We start from the raw sequence: 17,984 nt of genomic DNA, 5'->3' as shown, positions 1-17,984 counted from the left end.
CATGCCTTGCATAAACAGCAGGGCATGCCTTTGCTTTATATATGAAAGGCAAAACAATGAAACGCGCCATGGAAGCAGTGATGGATGCCATAGACATCGAAACCTATATCGTCTGTTCAGATCAGAAGGAGGGGAGGCAGCTCGCGCTGCAGCTGGGAACGGAGATGAATCTGGGTGAAGTGGATATCATGTTTGAGGAATTTGATGGTTTTGGTGTTCGGGTACGGCTCCGCAAATATATATACCGCCCGGGCAGCCGCTACCGCTGGCTGGAGGAGGAAAAATCATGAAAAAGCAGATTCTCTGCGTTCCGTTTGATCCGGTACATGATGTCGGCATAAAAATCATCAAAGCAGAACTAGACAGCAGGGGGCATAACACAAAACTGCTCAGTCCTGATCTTGCTCCCGAACTGATTGTTAAAGAAGCCGCATCGGTAAAGTATGATTTTATTATGGTCAGCCGGACGCTTGGTTATGGCGTGGCTGAACTGCTTGCAAGATTTATTGACATGCTGGACTCTGCCGGAGTCCGCGATTACGCCAAAATCATCATCGGCGGAAAGCCGATTACTCCTGAACTGGCAGCCGAACTCGGGTTTGATAAGGGATTTGGCGAACACTCATCGGTTGAGGAGGTTATCGCTTATATTGAGGGGCGGGAATATATATCTGGCGGCGGCGGACTGAACCGTGTGAAAAAGGATATTACTGCGGGTTATGATTATACCTTTCATGACAGCGAGATACAAACGCTGCTTGAAATAATAGCGGAGAAATCCATTGCATGGGCAAAAGGGAAAACCTCGCCGGGGATAAAGCGGGCAAGGCTCCGGAGGGAAATTGCACGGAATGAAGGGGCGGCAGGAGAACAGTTCCGGAAAGAGTATCTTTTGTTATGCGACACAGAGATCGCGGAATCTAACCGGGGCAGATATATAAAGGGAGTACGTCCGGTTTCGCGGGAGGAACTGCACTGGCTTGGTAAATTTACTAATGAACGGAAACCGGTATATCCGGCTAAGATACAGCATCATGATAAACATCCGCTGTTTTTTAAGTTCCTGGGAAGCGGATGTCCGGTGATGGATTTAGCGCACGCTAAAATCTGTGAGCGCTACGGTGTGGACGGATTTCTGATTATCAATCCATCATGGGAAGCACGATATGAAGGACTGATTGAAGGATGCCTCACGCACGAAAATGACGGCACCATTACATCGCTGAAGAACATTGAACTGATGAGAAACTCCCTTGATAAGGGAACACTCCTGAGCGTGAGAGCGCACCGCGGGCTGAATACCCCGGAAACGGTTGAACTTGCCGGACTGGCAGGCGCTGATCTGGTAAAGATTAATCTGGTCTATGGTTCACTCGGTGCGGGTACCGATCCCGTGCGTCTTCTGATTGACGGCATAGAAGCAATGAAAACAGCCGCGGGTTACGGACTGCCGTTTGATATACCCGGCAATGATGAACTGAGCGGAGTTCCCTCATGGAAAACGTTAGCAGGTCTGCTGATAAATGTGATGATGGGAAAGAAACTCGGAGCAAAAGGAATTCTGAAACCCCTGTTCTGCTATGGCCCTCATATTGTGATTAACGGACTGATGAAGCAGAACTTTGTTGATTATAACGCAGCAAAGATATATACACTCAGGAAACTGGTCAGCGCACCGGTCTGGCCGGGAGAGCCGGTTGCATTCATGACCCAGTCTGAAGAGCGGGTACAGTCAGCCACTGCCACAGGAACCCACGCAGCACTTGCCTCCGGTCTCGGCGCTGATGCGGTGACCATTGCCTCAACTGATGAAGCATACTCAAGAGGTCCGATCTGTGTTACCTCCCGCATAGATTCAATCCGTGCGGCTGCTGAATCGCTCCGTTTTATGGGTAATGCCTCTTACCAGCCCACAAAACAGGCGGATATATATTCTGAAATGATGACGGAGAAGATAAGGGAAACTCTTCGCCTTGCCGCTTCTGCCGATCATCTGGCTGATGCCATCAGTAAAGGTTACCTCGGAAGTCAGGAAGACGGAGCATATCCGGGTACATTTGGCAGCGGTACCGTGACAGCATCAGAGTAAGCGCATATATATAATGAAATCCACCGGCATAATCGGTACTGCCAAAAATACGGGCAAAACCACAACCCTTAACTGGCTGATGAAGCGGCAGGGGAGTGAAAGAGTTGCAGTAACAGGTATCGGGTATGACGGTGAAGAGCGGGATAATATAACCGGTCTTCCAAAGCCGCGGCTGCGGTTTGAGCCGGGAGCAATAGTAGCCACGTCCGAAAAATGTCTTGCGGCCTCTGAGGCGGGTTGTGAAATAATTACGGGGACGGGTATTATAACTGCCTTAGGAGAAATTATTGTCGCGAGAATTACAAGACCAGGTCTGGTGGTGATAGCCGGCCCAAACCGTGCGGCCGATCTTAAAATTGTGATGAACTATATAGAACATACGGGAACGGAAACCCTTCTGGTTGACGGCTCTCTCAACCGGATGTCACCTATGTACCTGATGGATGAAATTATCTTTGCAACAGGCGGTGCACGGAGCAGGGATATAGTTCAGCTTGCCTCCGAAATGAAATATGCAGAACAGCTGTTTCGTTTTTCGCTGAACAGCTTACGCCCGGATAAGCTTTACGAAGTGAAATCACTCTACAGTTCCGAAGATGCCTGTGGAATTCCCCCGAATGAACGCTCATTGTATATCTCATCGTTTTTCTCCGATAAGGCGCTGTATCACCTGATGCAGATGAAAGAGACAGATGATCTGGTTTTTGATTCCCCGCTGCAGATTCTGATTGCCTGCGGACTTGAAGGAGCAGAGATTTTTCTGAGTGCAGCGGAGCAGAGCGGGGTAAGAGTTTCTTATATGCACCGTCCGGAGCTGAGAATGGTCACCGTGAATCCGTTTTATCCGGTTGAAAAGGATTACCGGTACTCAGGCGGCTGGCTTGACCGTTCTGAACTTCTGAACAGGATGAAAGCAACATTATCAGTTGAAGTAAGGGATGTTGCGGGGGAGAGTTGAGGGGAATCTTTTTCACAGAATAAAAGCTAAACACAATTTGTAGCTAAACAATAAGGAGAAATAATTGCCGCGGGAGCCGCAAAACTAAATTCAATCTAAATCCACTATTCAAAAGAATAAAAATTGTCAAATTGATGCAGTGATTGCAGCAGAAAGATTAAACATGTGAACGGCTATGAAAATATATCTGTCAGATCAAAAACAACACCTTAAACAGCACCTTGAATTTTTCAAGGCAAGTGAGGCTATGAACTATTATAACGTACCGCTCAAAGTAAAAATTTCCACAATTGATATTAACCCGCCGGTAAAACCCAGTCAGGACGATCTTAATTTTATCTTCAATTTTAAAATATTTCCCGGAAGTATTATGAAACATAAAGCCCAATGGGCTGAGGAAAACCGTGAGATGATGATTGGGGACACCATTGCACAGCAGGTTTATATTCCGCCTGTTGCCGGTTTCTCACAAAAAGTGGTATTTGGAGTGAGAATCAATAAAATCATTGACCAGCCGGACAAAAAAGGGTTCAGTTATGAAACACTTGAAGGACACGTTGAAAACGGCATCTCAACTTTTACACTTGAGCAGGTTGATGAGAAACTGATATTTAAAATTCAGACCTGCTCTAAACCGGGCAATTTTTTTATCAAATTGCTTAATCCTGTTTTTTCAGGACCCTATCAGGCCTATTGTACTAAAAGAGCGTTAAAATATGTAAAACGGCAGCTCGAAAAAAAACAGAGATAGATATATGCGGTGATGTTTTGATTTTGAGGCAGTATTATTGTGCCTCCTTCCGCGCCATCTTGTATAAACCATACGGACTGTGGTTGCAGGAATCGCGCAATCTTTGAAATGATATGTCGTTTCGATAACTTTGCGTAAAGAAAAAGCGGCTTATAGTGACTAATCAAAACATCACATCATTTTCCGAAAAGGAAATTGTAACCATCCGTGTGATTAAAGCAGGGCAGGCGCTGGTATTCAGGGCCTGGGCGGAACCGGAACACCTGCGGATATGGTGGGGTCCAAGAGGATTTACAAATACGTTTCATGAGTTCGATTTCCGGGTTGGAGGCAGGTGGCGTTTCGTGATGCATGGTCCGGAGAAAGGGAATTATGTGAACGAGTGTGAGTTTATCCATATTCAAAAACCATATTTGATTGAGTGGAGAAGGCACACGAATCCTCTTTTTCATGTGTCAGCCGCGTTTGAAAAAGTTTCAGAACATGAGACACGAGTTGTTTTCAGGCAGATTTTTGAAACAGCAGAGGAGTGTGAAAAAATAAAGCGTTACACGGTCGGTAAAAATGATGAAGTTTTTGACCGGCTTGAGGAAGAGTTACTAAAGATGAAAGGGAATGAATAATGAACAGATATCCACGGGAAGCTAAAAAACTCCTCTCATGATATACAATCATACAAAAGCATTAGTGTATTCTGCACCCAGGGTATGAAGATTTTTCTTAAAGATCAGAAGCACTCTCTTAATCAGCATCTTGAGTATCTCAAGACTAAGAAGGTTATGAACTATGAGGTAAGCCGTCTGACGGAAAAAATTTCTGAAATTGAGATTAATTCAAAGGCTATCCCCGGCCCGCTGCAAGGCGAATTTCTTTTTAATTATCAAATCTTTCCGCCAGCTATAATGATTTTTAAAACAGAGTGGGAAGCCGAGAAAAGGACAATGAGAGCCGGTGATACCATCGCACAGCAGATATACCTTCCTCCTCTGAGAAACTTTTCACAGAAAATCATATTTGGCGTGAGAATTAAGGAAATCATTGATCAGCCGGATAAAAAAGGTTTTAGTTATGAAACACTGGAAGGACATGTTGAAAAAGGTATTTCAACGTTTACACTTGAGGAGATTCAGGGTAAAACAGTATTCAGAATTCACACCCTCTCAAAACCCGGAATTCTGATAACACAGCTGCTTGCTCCGGTGTTTTCGGTTCCGTATCAGACGTACTGCACTAATGAAGCGCTGAAATATGTAAAGCGTCAGGCAGAAAAAATATTAACCACATCAAACTAAACGAATAAGAGGCAAATGAGTAAAACAATTGATTCGTCAGATGAGCGTTATGCGCAAATTTTTTATCACGGCACCAAGGCAGACTTACAACCCGGAGACATGATCGAACCGGGTTTCAATTCAAATTACGGGAGCAGACGAAAAGCAAAATACATTTATCTGACAGCCACGCTTGACGCGGCAATCTGGGGTGCGGAACTGGCACAGGGTGAAGGGCCGGGAAGAATATATATTGTTGAGCCGACGGGCCCCATTGAAGACGATCCTAACCTGACGGATAAAAAATTCCCCGGTAACCCGACAAAGTCATACCGCTCAATGCATCCTTTCAGAGTGGTTAGTGAAGTTAAAGAGTGGCAGGGACACTCGCCTGAACAGCTTAAAACCATGAAAGATCACCTTGAACGGCTGAAAGAACAGGGGATAGAAGCAATAGAAGATTAATGAGTAATGTTGCCGGTATAAAAATCCCTTACGCCGGGGAAAAAGTGTAAAAGCGAACTGGCATAGAGTTTTGAATAGCTTTTCGATTTTATCCGGCGCATCGTTTATATCCTTTTATCAAGTGCATCGCTTTGCTGGAAACTGTTGCAATGAATCTTACGAATTCCACGAATTTCATTTAAATCCTTCAAGCAGTTTTCCCCTGATGGTACGGCCTGAGGTCAGGATTTTACCTCCTGTCTGCGGAGCATTTTCTGCCGCATGGATTGCCAGCGCAAGTGCCCAGAATCGGTCTGCATGTCCGCTTTCATTTCTTTTTGCATCGTAGCGGATATTCTTTGCACTGGTGGTAATCTTCTTTACCGAGTGAATATCCTCCGCGATTTCAGGTGAGGAAGGTATGATGATGGTACGGTCCTCAAAACGCCTGCGGACTGCATAAGCAAGTTCTTCATTTGTTTTTGAAGAAGGTGTGACTTTCTCAACGCGGGCCCTGCCGAATTCTTTTTCGATCAGTTCAGACATCATTCCCCCAAGGCCGGCAGCATCAACGCAGACTCTCCTCAGCGCGGGAACTCTCAGAAGCGGAAGAATGATTTCCAGCTGACGGCTGTAGAGTTCATTCCTCATGCAGGTCAGGTCAACTGTATATAATATATTATTCCGGCTTACCAGGCGCCAGATAACGGTTAGATCACCCGATCGTGCCAGATCAATGCCTGCATAAAGGGAGTCAAGCGGACTCAGTTCTGCCGGCGGGCCATAACAGGGCTCCATCAGTGCAAAATGGATGAAAGCGGTTTTCTCATCCGACGGAACGCAGCAATATTCCTCCTGCCATACCTCATCCGTGGTGCAGTAGCTCCTGAGTTCAGCAACCCATTTCTCCCGTTCATCCGCCGAAGCAGCGCGCCCCAGGATGGTATCCACAATGCCCTCCGATACCGCGGTATATATATCAGTCCGGTGAAGCTGCCAGGGGAGTTTTCCTTTAGCGGTATCTTCGACAAACTTATAGAAGAGGGAGTTTTTACTGTTGTGGGTGGAAAGAATCCTGAGGGGCGCACCCCAAGTGATGCAGGGAACGGCTGCCTTCCAGAGCAGGGCATCGTTTTTATGATGGGCAAATTCGTCAATGGTTACCTTTCCTCCTTTGGAGCGGAAGGCGGAGGGATTGCTTGAGAGAGCATGTATGCGCGTGTTATTGCTGAAGTTAATCTCACGGGATCTGGTTTTTCCTTTCGGGGAGGAAGGGAGAGGAGGCAGGGCGCCCGGGTGAAGTTCATGCAGAGAACGCAGCCATTCAGAACAGTAGTATATATACTCCCGCGCGGCTGATTCATCCGTTGAGGTGAACCATACCGCGGGGGTAAGTCCGGAGAGGCAGTCTATCACATCTTCAAGTGACTGTACATACGTAGCCCCGATGCGTCTTGATTTTTCCCAGATTTTAATCCGGGCCTGATCAGTAAGCCAGCGGAGCTGGTAGGGGAGAAGCTGAGGAGCGGCAAGTCCGATAAGATAGTCCCTGGAAGGATTGTCAGTTTCAGCTATAAGGCCTCCTGTCAGTGGGGAGGATACTGCTTATTAAGAAAATCCAGCTTCAGTTCAACCCTGTTGAGCAGGCCGGTCAGGATTTCCTTGTACTTAATATCCTCATGCAGGAGCCGGATGAGGTGATCCATCGCTTCCTGATTCTGCCGGGTGATCCGGGTGAAGGATATATACCAGATGATAAAGATAACAGCCGTCACGCCGCCGTTAACCACCAGCTTAATCAGTTCGGGGGAAAGAATTTCAGTCATGGTTTTCCTTGTTGGTTTCAGGGATGAGTGAGGATATATCAAACCGGAAGCGGGGGATTGATGCGGCATCAGCAGCGGGGGAATTTATCTCCGCTATCCATCTGAGCATCCGGTTTATGGTTTTTTCAGCGAGACGCGCGTCAGCAAGATGAAGCTTTGCAAGCTGATCACTGTGGGTACGCGCGGCTGCGTAGGAACCGCGCTGCTGAAGTTCGGTTGTGAGAGTCTGTGTGAGTACTGCTTTGGAAATTTCACTATTCATGAATTCCAGAAAGTAGCGGTATGCATCTATTGATGCCCCGCTCGGGAAACTGATAATTTCTACCGAAGTGTTATCAGGAATAACCGCCGCGGAGGTGGTAATCATTTCCTCAAGAGTCTGCATCAGTTCCGCGGAAGCTTCGGGGGTTGATGATGCCGGCTGCTTGCCGATGACAAACGGGAGTCCGTAGCGCTGGGTGAAGCTGACCCAGATCTCCAGCCCGTTTTTCTTAAAGAGAACCGGCCAGTAACATCTTGAAAGCACTTTTTCGCCGTAGGGGTTTATATATGTGGCGTCATTCTGCACCAGCAGGAATTTTTTATCAGGCAGGGGAATGCCTTCCGGACTGCTGAGTGAGCGGTACCGGAGCCGGTTCATCTGATCAAAGCGGAACCATTCCTGCGGTTTTTCCTCAGCCCGCGCCGGCAGTATCCACTTTCTGCCGTTTATATATACCGGCTCCCAGGTTATCTCAAGCACGGTATAGCCGAACAGAGGCGCGTTTAGTATCTGGGATATAAGAGTATCGGAATCAAGCCGTTCAAGGAGCGATTCGATAACGGGCTGTATATATGACTCTCCGGTTACCTCCCGCGGCAGCGACAGCACCCCGGCTTTTCTCTGCTGGATAACCGAGTAGAGATGCGCATCGGTAGTCAGTTCGCGGTATGCCTCAATTCCTTTCCCGGTTTTCTGCAGAACCGGATCAGGGTCGGGCAGAGCCGCCATAAAGCGCTGATAATAATCCGCCGACTGCCTTAGGGCGATTTCTTTTGTTAAGAGGGGGAGATTCATTTCCGGCCTCCCTTGCTGCTGAAGAAACGGCTGAGTGCCGTGCGGAAAGTTTTCTCTTCATGCATGGTAAGTTTCCTCCCGAAAGAGATACCTGAAAGCCGGATTCTGCCGGGGATATCCTCATCAAGCGCTGTTGCTATATAAAGTCCGGGAACGGCTCCGGTATCAGAACAGTGAAGAAAGAACCCTTTTCCCGTGTTAATCAGCAGAAAGGGGGAGGTGAGAGGAAGCAGAGTAAAAATCTCCGCGGGTTCGTTCTCCGGAGAGCTGCCAATAATCAGGTTCAGATGCCCTTCAAACGGTTCCTGACTGCCGTTCTGATTAAAAAAGAGAGGCACGCTGCACCCGGTTATTGAACTGTCATCAAACAGAGAAAAGTGGAGGAAGGCATCCCGGAGATCTTCCTTGTAGAGGGATTTGATAAGCCGGTCAGCTGCTTTGAGGCGGGTTTTGCTGATATAATATCCTTCAGATGCCAGCCTTCCTTTCCAGGATGCGGTCTCAGGATGAAGCGGTGAGCGGGCATTATTGTTCAGAGCAAGCTGAAAAATGGAGGAGGCGGAGGAAAGTTTTGCTGAAATTTTCATATCAATGTTCCTAAGTAAAATATTTGTATTCTGGGGCACAACCTAAGTAATTAACTTAGCCAAGTCAAGCCGGATCGGCATTAATTAAGAATTATGAATTATGAATTATGAAGTATGAAGTATGAAATGTGAAATGTGAATTGTGAATTGTGAATTGTGAAAACACAATCCAACAAAAATTCTCCCTTATCAATTATCCATTATCCATTGTCCCTTATCCATTAAATAGGTGATTGATTCTGAAAAGCGGGAAGGGTAATTTTGAAGTTACATTAACAATACTTTTCAGAAGGTGCGGAGGTTTTGTGCGATATTCTGCCGGTTTGCTGATCGTCCTTCTTTTTTCATCTTACCTGTTTCAGGCGTGTGATCCCGGTATGTTTCTTCCCGTATCGGATTACGCAACCATTAAGGGGGTGGTTATGAACACTTCGGGTGAAACACTTCAGGGGGTTACTATCACCATAGATCCGTGGCGCAATCCCGTCACCACGGATAAAAGCGGATCTTATGCATTCTACGACCTGGGGCAGGGCACCTATACGGTGACTGCTTCACTGCCTGGATATCATGTGGAATCCCGCACCTTTTATATACGAAGAGGCAAGGTAACGCAAAATGATATTATCATGAATAAAGTGACCTCAGGAATCACCTTCAGCTGGTCCGAACTCCCCGGCGGTGTCTTTGCCATGGGGGATATATATCAGGAGGGGGATGCAGACGAACTTCCCGTCCATCCGGTGCGGCTCAGCCCGTTTTCCATAAGTACATTTGAAATCACGTATATACAATATGATGAATTCTGCCAGCAGACAGGAAGGCCTCTGCCTCGTGATAACGGCATCCGCGGCGCAAGACCTGTGGTGAACATAACCTGGCTTGATGCTGACGCGTTCTGCAAATGGATTTCCTTTCATCAGGGTATTGTGGTGCGGCTGCCAACGGAAGCGGAGTGGGAGTATGCCGCCCGGAGCGGAGGAGATTCAACCCGCTACAGCGGAACCAATGAAACAGCACAGCTAATGAATTATGCATGGTATCTTGATAACAGCGGCGGAAAAACCTATCCGGTGCAGGGGAAGTTTTCAAACCGGCTTGGCATAGCTGATATGAGCGGCAATGTTTGGGAATGGGTGCAGGATTCCTACTCGGCATCATATTATCAGGAATGTCTGGATTCGGCAGAGGTTACCAATCCGCGCGGGCCGGTCAGCGGTGTATATAAAATCCTCCGGGGCGGCTCATACCGCAGCAGTGCCGCAAACTGCCGGGTCTTTAACCGTCAGAACATGAATCCGGACTACTATTCTCATGATGTCGGGTTCAGAGTGGTGAAAATCAATTGAAAATTGTGAATTGTGAATTGTGAATTGTGAATTGTGAATTGTGAATTGTGAATTGTGAATATTTATCTGGTATCAGCCCATTGTTCCAAAGTCCCGCGCTAAGATACAAAGAAGATTTTAACGTAATCCACCGTGGCGGAAAGCAAAGTGAGGCGCAAAGTTTCATAGAGGATTAAACCCCAGTGTCCTCATTGTCGTCAGAGTCCCCAAGTTCCCTGAAACCTGCGTTAAGCCACAAAGAGTCCCCCGCAGATTACGCAGATTAACGCAGAATACTTGGCTCCCCGCGGGTTGTAGATTGTAAATTGCACATTATCCCCGCCATCAGGCAATAATTTAAATTATTTGCTATTTTCACGGAATAATTGTAATTTTGGACTCTCAGTTCGCCCTAAAAAGGGCGTTTTTTGTTTTATGACAGATTTAGAAGCTACCATACATACTATCTGCCGGCAGGCAGTGCTCTCCGCCGGATTCATCTTCATTGATGTTAAGTTCCGCGGAAGCAAAAGCTCCAGGATTATTGAGGTCTATGCTGATGCAGAAACCTCACTTACGATTGAAGATTGCGCCCGCATCAGTACCGCTATCTCAGAGGAATTTGAACAAAAACTTGATCCCGGTTTTTCTTACCGGCTTGATGTTTCTTCCCCCGGGGCTGATAACCCGCTGACAGATATAAGACAATTTAAAAAACATGCCGGCCGGACATTTCAGATTGATTACTCCGGCAGCGGTGATGAAACCGTTTCCGTAACTGCTAAGCTCAAATCCGCCGGAGAAGACACCCTGGTTTTTGAACTGAAGGATAAGAGCGAACTGGTATTAGAGTTCAGCCGGATCCGCAAAGCAGTTGTTAAAATAAGTTTTAAGTGATAAAGGAGTTATAAGCATGAATTCTGAAATAATTGAGTCCTTCTCAATGATTGCCAAAGAAAAGGGCATTGACCGTGACTATCTTATCGGCGTTGTTGAAGAGGTATTCAAGACCATTCTTCAGAAACGTTTCGGAGAAGAAGCCCGCTTTGAAGTAATCGTTAATATGGACCGCGGTGATATTGAGTGCCAGCTTTCACGCGTAATTGTTGAAACGGTCGGAAATCCTGACCTGGAAATCAGTCTTGATGAAGTAAACTCACGCGGTAATGAAGATGAACTTGACCTGGGTGATGATTATATAGAAATCCTTCCTCTCAGTTCATTCGGAAGACGCCTGGTTCTTCTGGCAAAAAATACACTGAACCAGAAGATCCGCGACATTGAAAAGGAAGTGATATTTGCCGACTATAAAAAGAAAATCGGCGATATTGTTATCGGTGAAATCTATCAGAACCGCAAGCATGATATACTGGTCAACCATAACAAAAATGAACTGGTACTCCCGAAGAATGAACAGATTCCGGGTGAAAAATATATAAAGGGAAGAATACTCCGCGCGGTAATCAAAGAAATCAGACGCGATAAAGGGAATCCGCAGGTTATTATCAGCCGTGCGGATAATGAATTCCTGAGAAGGCTGTTTGAAATTGAAATTCCGGAAATCTTTGACGGCGTTATTGAAATTAAAGCAATTGCCCGCCAGCCGGGTATGCGCGCCAAAGTGGCTGTTGAAAGCACTGATAAACGTGTTGATGCAGTCGGGGCCTGTATCGGCATGAAGGGTGTGCGCATCACTTCAATCGTTAAAGAACTGAACGGCGAAAATATAGACGTATTCAACTGGTCTGATGATATAAAGACTCTTATTATCCGCGCTCTTAACCCCGGCAAGATAAAGAATATCGAACTTGACACAGCCAACAAAAAAGCAATTATATATGCTGAAGAAAAACAGGCGGGAACCATTGTGGGTCTCCGTGCTGTAAACATCAATCTTGCATCCCGCCTGACCGGTTATGATATAGAACTGATCAGAGAGAAAAAATCCATCCTGGAACTTGATGAGGATATCGAGCTTCCGGAACTTCGTGAAGAACTCGGCGAGGAGCTGGTCAATCTGCTTATCGAAAACAGATATGACACAGCGCTTGACGTTCTCCGCGCCGGCAAGGAAAAAATTGCACAGATTGAAGGTATTGATCCTGACTCTATTGATGAGCTTTTCAGAATCCTTACCGAACAACTAACCGAAAGTGAAGGATAAGCAAGACTATCTATGTCTGAAGTAAAAGAAAAGAAAAAAAGAGTTTCCGACCTCTCAAAAGAGTGCAATCAGCCCTCTGATGCGATGCTCAAGTTCCTGAAGGATAAGGGATTTGAAGTGAAAACTATCAACTCGCCCGTTACGGATGAGATGATAGAAACGGCTTACGCTCAGTATATGAAAGACCGTAAAAAGCTTGAAGAGCACCGGGAAAAGATGCGGAAGCTTGATGAGCAGCGCGGTAATATTGATCCGGCCGTTGAAGAAGCCAAAAAAGCTGAAGAGGCAAGAAAAGCCGAGGAGGCACGTTTAGCTGAAGAGGCAAGATTAGCCAAAGAAGCTGAAGAAGCACGGCTGGCTCAGGAAGCAAAAGAGGCAGAAGAAGCTGCCCGGCTTGAGCAGGAGGTTGCAAAAGAACCGGAACCTCAGCCGGAGGTAATGGCGGAAGAAACTCCTAAAGCAGCGGAAACCTCTGCAGTGCAAGAACCACAGCCCGCTGATGAAGCGCCTGTTGTTCAGACTGAAATCTTTGCTGATGCTTCAGCGGATAAGAAAATTACCACTGCACCAAAAACCCGGGAGCAGCGGGAAGAAGAAAAAGCCAAGGCAAAATCGGATAAAAAACCCAAAGACAAAGAAACTTCTAAACATCCTAAGGCAGAAGAAGTTAAACCTCAACCGGTTAAACCTGCCGAAGCTGCTAAACCTGCTGAAACGGCAAAACCGGAAGCAGAGGGGAAACCTAAAACAAAGACCATTGAAGATCCGCTTGAACGCACCCGCAGACAGGGAGCCGCGCGAGGTCTGGTTGTAAAAGGCACGATTGATCTGACTCCTCCAAAACCTGCACCAAGGCAGGATAAAGGTGTTGGTGTTAAATCAACTGTAAGCATTGCTCCTGCCCAGGGTACTGATGCAGACGGCAAACCGAAGAAAAAGAAGATTAAAGTAAAGAGCAAGCCTTACGAGGAAGCTCCGGTATCGGCAGCCAAGGAAAAAGAAAAAGAAGAACATCCTTCAAAGAAACGCCACAAGGCAAAGAAAACCGAAATTGATGAGAAGGAAGTAAAGGATAATATCCGTAAAACCCTTCTTAACATGGATGACTCGGCACTCGGAAACCGTGCACAAATGCGCAAGAAAAAGAAAAAAGAGCGCATTGAAGAAGAGGAACGCCGTGAAGAGATTAAACTGGCCGAGGGCAACAGAATTACCGTTACTGAGTTTATTGCAGTAAGCGAACTTGCCAATCTGATGGGAGTGCAGGTTGGTGATGTAATAGCAAAATGTATGGGGCTCGGTCTTATGGTATCCATTAATCAGCGCCTTGAAATGGAGACCATTACTCTGGTAGCTGATGAATTCGGATTCCAGGTTGATTTCGAAAAAGAGTATTCAGCTACCGAGCTGGAAGATACGGTTGATGAAGAGGAAACACTTCTGTTCCGCAGTCCTATTGTCACCATCATGGGTCACGTTGACCATGGCAAAACCTCGTTGCTTGATTATATACGCCGCGCCAATGTGGTTGCCGGTGAAGCAGGAGGTATTACGCAGCATATCGGTGCATACAAAGTAGAAGTAGGCGGCGGCAAAACCATCACCTTCCTTGATACTCCTGGTCACGAAGCTTTTACCGCAATGCGCGCAAGAGGTGCTCAGGTGACGGATATTGTGGTGCTGGTTGTCGCGGCGGATGATGCAGTTATGCCTCAGACGGTTGAAGCTATCAACCACGCAAAAGCGGCTAATGTGCCCATTGTAGTTGCAATAAATAAGATTGACAAACCGGGCGTGAATCTCGAAAGAATTAAGCAGCAGCTTGCTGAACGTAATGTTCTTGTTGAAGAATGGGGCGGCAAGTATCAGAGTGTTGAACTTTCAGCAAAGACCGGCGTGAACGTTGATCTTCTGCTCGAAAAAATTCTGCTTGAAGCCGAAGTGCTTGATCTGAAGGCAAACCCTGATCGTATGGCACGCGGCGTTGTAGTGGAATCCAAACTGGACAAAGGCCGCGGCGTGACTGCAACGGTGCTGGTTCAGAAGGGAACGCTCAGTATCGGAGATCCGTTTGTTGCCGGTATATATAACGGCCGTGTTCGTGCCATGTTTGACGAACGGGGAAACAAAGTGCTTAAAGCAGGTCCTTCAACTCCGGTTCTGGTGCTTGGTCTTGAGTCATCCCCTCAGGCAGGTGATCAGTTTATCGTGGTTGAATCAGAACGCGCGGCACGTGAAGTGGCTATAAAACGCCAGCAGCTCAAGCGCGAGCAGGATAACCGTCAGGTTCGTCACATAACGCTTGATGAAATTTCACGTCAGATAAGCATTGGCGGCGTTAAAGAGCTTCCGATCATCGTTAAAGGTGACGTGGACGGCTCAGTTGAAGCAGTGGCTGACTCACTGATGAAGATCTCAACCGAAGAAGTGGTGGTACGTGTTATCCACCGCGGAGTGGGAGCAATCTCTGAAGGTGACGTAATTCTTGCGGCAGCATCTAACGCGATTATCATCGGCTTTAACGTGCGTCCGAATCTGAATGCACGCAAGAGCGCGGAGGCAGAAGGGGTTGAAATAAAGATATATAACGTAATTTACGATGCGATTAACGAAATCCGTTCAGCACTTGAAGGAATGCTTGCCCCGATTGTCAGTGAAGAAATCACTGCCTCTGTTGAGGTACGCGAAACCTTTAAAGTGCCTAAAGTGGGAACCGTTGCCGGCTGTTACGTTCTTGAAGGAAAGATACAGCGCAGCAACAAGGTACGCCTCATTCGCGATGGCATCGTAATCTTTAACGGAGAACTTACCTCGCTTAAGCGGTTTAAGGATGACGTTAAGGAAGTTGATGCCGGCTTTGAGTGCGGTATGGGTATCGCTAATTATAATGATATCAAAATAGGCGATATCATTGAAGCCTATAAACTGATAGAGACAAAGAAGAAACTGGACTAAGAAGTTTTTGTTGGGGGCTTAATTGCCCTGACTTCTTTGCCGCGAAAGGAAAGCTATGCCATCACACAGAATTGAAAAGGTTGAAAACCTGATCAAAGAAGAGATCAGTCTGATCTTTCTGACCAGGATGAATGATCCTGAGCTTGGCTTTATAACCATAACAAACGTAAAAGTTTCACCGGATATAAAACAGGCAAAGATATATATATCCGTTTTTGACAAAGCGAAGCGTGAACATGTTCTTGAAAAAATAAAAAACAGAACCGGCTTCATAAGAACCGAGCTTGCCCACCGGGTGAGTCTGCGGTACGTGCCGGAACTGAAGTTTTTTATAGACGACACGCTTGACTATGTTGAGAAGATTGATTCACTGATCCGCCAGATTCACAAGGATGATAAACCGCAAGACAACTCAGAAGCTTGACCAGAACGCATTCGCGCGCGGTGAAGCAATTCTGATTGATAAGGACTACCGCTGGTCATCCTTTAAGGTAATACATGAGTTCCGCAAGGTTGCAGGCTTGCGCAAAATGGGGCACGCTGGCACCCTTGACCCGCTGGCCACTGGTCTGCTTATTGTATGCACCGGCAAAATGACCAAACAGATTGACACCTTTCAGAATCTTCCCAAAGTATATACCGGTACCATAACCTTAGGCAAAAGCACCCCCACCATGGATGCGGAGTCTCAGCCGGATGCAGAGTTTTCTCTTGATGGAATAACCGCAGAGAAAATCCGCGCAGTACTGCCTGAGTTCACCGGAGAGATTGAACAGGTGCCGCCGATGTATAGTGCAGTAAACTATGCCGGAAAGAAGCTTTATGAAATCGCCCGAAAGGGAAAGACCGTCCACCGCGAACCGCGTAAGGTTACCGTCACGAGATTTGAAATCACTGAGATTAACCTCCCCGAAGTTAAATTTGAAGTGGAGTGTTCTAAGGGGACCTATATCCGGGTACTTGCTCATGACCTGGGAGCGCGGCTCGGCTGCGGGGGTTACCTCTCTGAACTCCGCCGTACTGCCATCGGAGACTACCACGTGGAAGATGCGTTTACCATCCACGAACTGCGGAAAATGGAGAGAATTGAGTTGTTAGTGGAAAATTGAAAGTTGAAAAATGAGAATTGACTTTCATTTAATTCCCCGCTGTCGTTCCTGTCTTTTTAGTCCTTACTTTCCTTTAAGCGTAACCCTCTGCTTTTAAACCCAACCCTAAAACCTTTAGTTACTTGTATTCTTAGTAAAAGAAAACGGCTTTTCTTTAACTAACAGAAATTCTTAGTTAAAGAAAATGTGTTTTCTTTAATTAGTGGAAGTTTTTAGTTAAATTTGGGGTAAAATTATAATTGATATGGACATACGGAATTTCAGATCTGGCAAATATGTGCCTCAGTTTCAGTATAAGAGCTTCCTCCCGGAAAAGGTGAACCGGGAATGGCAGGTAAGCGACCCGGCGGTTAATAAGATGCTGGAGGAGGCAAACCTACGGCTTGGGGAGCTGAATGCCTTCTCGCTAATTGTCCCGGATGTGGATCTTTTCATCAGAATGCATGTGGTTAAGGAGGCAACTACTTCCTCCCGCATTGAAGGGACTCAGACCCATATTGACGAAGCGATTTTAAGGGAAAATGACATCAACCCTGAAAAGAGAGATGACTGGAAAGAAGTACAGAATTATATCTCTGCTATGAATAATGCCATGATTTCACTCTTGACTCTTCCGGTATCAACCCGGCTTATTAAGCAGGCGCACTTGCTGCTGCTTGAAGGAGCAAGAGGCACAGGTAAACTCCCTGGAGAGTTTCGAAGCAGTCAAAACTGGATTGGGGGAGCTACGTTACATGATGCTGTTTTTATTCCGCCTCATCATCAGGAAATATCAGATTTAATGAGTGATCTTGAAAACTTTCTGAATAACACGGAAATCCATGTTCCTCATTTGATAAAGATAGCAATTGCCCATTATCAGTTTGAGACCATACATCCTTTTTTAGATGGTAACGGCAGAGTTGGACGGCTGCTTATTACGCTTTATCTGGTGGCTAACGGACTGCTTTCAAAACCGACTTTGTATCTCTCGGATTTTTTTGAGAGGAACAGACAGTTGTATTATGATAACCTTACTCTGGTGAGAACGCATAATGATCTCTCGCAGTGGATTAAGTTTTTTCTGGCTGGAGTAATTGAAACAGCTTCTCATGGAGTTGAGGTTTTTCAAAAGATATTGCAATTACGCAATGAAATTGAAGAGAAAAAATTATTATCTCTTGGCAGAAAACTCACCAATGCAAAAGCCGCACTTAATTATCTCTACCGGTATCCGGTTTTTACGGCGGCCTATCTTGCAGAAGAATTGCAGATCAGCATACCAACGGCAAACTCTGTGATCAGGGACTTTATAAGATTAAACATCATAAAGGAAGTCTCTGGTAATAAAAGGAACCGGATGTATGTGTTTGAAGAATATTTGAAGTTGTTTAGGAGATAGGAAGTGCCGGCTAAGCGGCTTGAAAAATTCGTTTCTGGCAGGGTCATTCTCACCCATCCTTTCC

Annotated in this window: 18 protein-coding genes; 14 read left to right on the top strand and 4 right to left on the bottom strand. The window is 46.2% G+C overall.

From position 1 onward, the window contains the following. Positions 1-68 precede the first annotated feature (68 nt). From HRU80_16505 to arr, 7 genes are all read left to right on the top strand, one after another. On the top strand, positions 69-290 hold the full coding sequence (locus HRU80_16505) for a hypothetical protein (protein ID QOJ30594.1): 222 nt from the start codon (positions 69-71) through the stop codon (positions 288-290). Continuing rightward, a complete protein-coding gene (locus HRU80_16500; GenBank protein ID QOJ30384.1) occupies positions 287-2,089 on the top strand; it encodes a cobalamin B12-binding domain-containing protein in 1,803 nt (600 codons plus the stop codon). The genes HRU80_16505 and HRU80_16500 overlap by 4 nt, the downstream gene beginning before the upstream one ends. Positions 2,090-2,102: 13 nt before the next feature. Then, entirely contained in the window at positions 2,103-3,047 is a 945-nt protein-coding gene (locus HRU80_16495) for a hypothetical protein (protein QOJ30383.1), read from the top strand. 247 nt (positions 3,048-3,294) lie between these two features. Continuing rightward, complete coding sequence (locus HRU80_16490) at positions 3,295-3,798, top strand: DUF1990 family protein (GenBank protein ID QOJ30593.1); 504 nt, start codon at positions 3,295-3,297, stop codon at positions 3,796-3,798. A 155-nt stretch (positions 3,799-3,953) separates the two neighbouring features. Continuing rightward, positions 3,954-4,421: an SRPBCC domain-containing protein gene (locus HRU80_16485; GenBank protein QOJ30382.1), complete on the top strand. Its 468-nt coding sequence runs from the start codon at positions 3,954-3,956 to the stop codon at positions 4,419-4,421. Positions 4,422-4,577: 156 nt separating this feature from the next. Then, positions 4,578-5,090 carry a DUF1990 family protein gene (locus HRU80_16480; protein QOJ30592.1) on the top strand — a complete coding sequence of 171 codons (513 nt, stop codon included), beginning with the start codon at positions 4,578-4,580 and terminating at the stop codon, positions 5,088-5,090. A gap of 15 nt (positions 5,091-5,105) precedes the next feature. Continuing rightward, entirely contained in the window at positions 5,106-5,534 is a 429-nt protein-coding gene (gene arr / locus HRU80_16475; GenBank protein QOJ30381.1) for an NAD(+)--rifampin ADP-ribosyltransferase, read from the top strand. 174 nt (positions 5,535-5,708) lie between these two features. On the opposite strand, the gene HRU80_16470 is transcribed toward arr, so the two are convergent. From HRU80_16470 to HRU80_16455, 4 genes are all read right to left on the bottom strand, one after another. Then, entirely contained in the window at positions 5,709-6,929 is a 1,221-nt protein-coding gene (locus tag HRU80_16470) for a hypothetical protein (protein ID QOJ30380.1), read from the bottom strand. A gap of 170 nt (positions 6,930-7,099) precedes the next feature. After that, positions 7,100-7,339 (bottom strand): hypothetical protein, encoded by a 240-nt coding sequence (locus HRU80_16465; GenBank protein ID QOJ30379.1) that lies wholly within the window; start codon positions 7,337-7,339, stop codon positions 7,100-7,102. Further along, on the bottom strand, positions 7,332-8,396 hold the full coding sequence (locus HRU80_16460) for a DUF935 family protein (GenBank protein QOJ30378.1): 1,065 nt from the start codon (positions 8,394-8,396) through the stop codon (positions 7,332-7,334). The genes HRU80_16465 and HRU80_16460 overlap by 8 nt, the downstream gene beginning before the upstream one ends. Next, on the bottom strand, positions 8,393-8,983 hold the full coding sequence (locus HRU80_16455; GenBank protein QOJ30377.1) for a hypothetical protein: 591 nt from the start codon (positions 8,981-8,983) through the stop codon (positions 8,393-8,395). The genes HRU80_16460 and HRU80_16455 overlap by 4 nt, the downstream gene beginning before the upstream one ends. 305 nt (positions 8,984-9,288) lie before the next feature. Here HRU80_16455 and HRU80_16450 point away from each other — a divergent pair, with 305 nt between their 5' ends. From HRU80_16450 to HRU80_16420, 7 genes are all read left to right on the top strand, one after another. Continuing rightward, a complete protein-coding gene (locus tag HRU80_16450; protein QOJ30376.1) occupies positions 9,289-10,332 on the top strand; it encodes an SUMF1/EgtB/PvdO family nonheme iron enzyme in 1,044 nt (347 codons plus the stop codon). A 414-nt stretch (positions 10,333-10,746) separates the two neighbouring features. Then, positions 10,747-11,208, top strand: coding sequence for a hypothetical protein (locus tag HRU80_16445; protein ID QOJ30375.1), 462 nt, complete (start codon positions 10,747-10,749; stop codon positions 11,206-11,208). Between the two features lie 16 nt (positions 11,209-11,224). After that, a complete protein-coding gene (gene nusA / locus HRU80_16440; protein ID QOJ30374.1) occupies positions 11,225-12,475 on the top strand; it encodes a transcription termination factor NusA in 1,251 nt (416 codons plus the stop codon). Positions 12,476-12,487: 12 nt separating this feature from the next. After that, entirely contained in the window at positions 12,488-15,430 is a 2,943-nt protein-coding gene (gene infB / locus HRU80_16435) for a translation initiation factor IF-2 (protein QOJ30373.1), read from the top strand. Between the two features lie 55 nt (positions 15,431-15,485). Next, positions 15,486-15,854, top strand: coding sequence for a 30S ribosome-binding factor RbfA (gene rbfA, locus HRU80_16430; GenBank protein QOJ30372.1), 369 nt, complete (start codon positions 15,486-15,488; stop codon positions 15,852-15,854). Further along, the gene (truB, locus tag HRU80_16425; protein ID QOJ30371.1) at positions 15,823-16,539 is read left to right on the top strand and encodes a tRNA pseudouridine(55) synthase TruB; all 717 of its coding nucleotides are present in this window, start codon (positions 15,823-15,825) and stop codon (positions 16,537-16,539) included. Before rbfA ends, truB begins: the two co-directional genes overlap by 32 nt. 244 nt (positions 16,540-16,783) lie before the next feature. After that, positions 16,784-17,920, top strand: coding sequence for a Fic family protein (locus tag HRU80_16420; protein ID QOJ30370.1), 1,137 nt, complete (start codon positions 16,784-16,786; stop codon positions 17,918-17,920). Positions 17,921-17,984: the final 64 nt, after the last annotated feature.

The organism is Ignavibacteriales bacterium (assembly GCA_015709675.1).
Lineage (GTDB): Bacteria > Bacteroidota > Ignavibacteria > Ignavibacteriales > Ignavibacteriaceae > H2-BAC3.
This window is presented reverse-complemented; position numbering and strand designations above follow the sequence as displayed.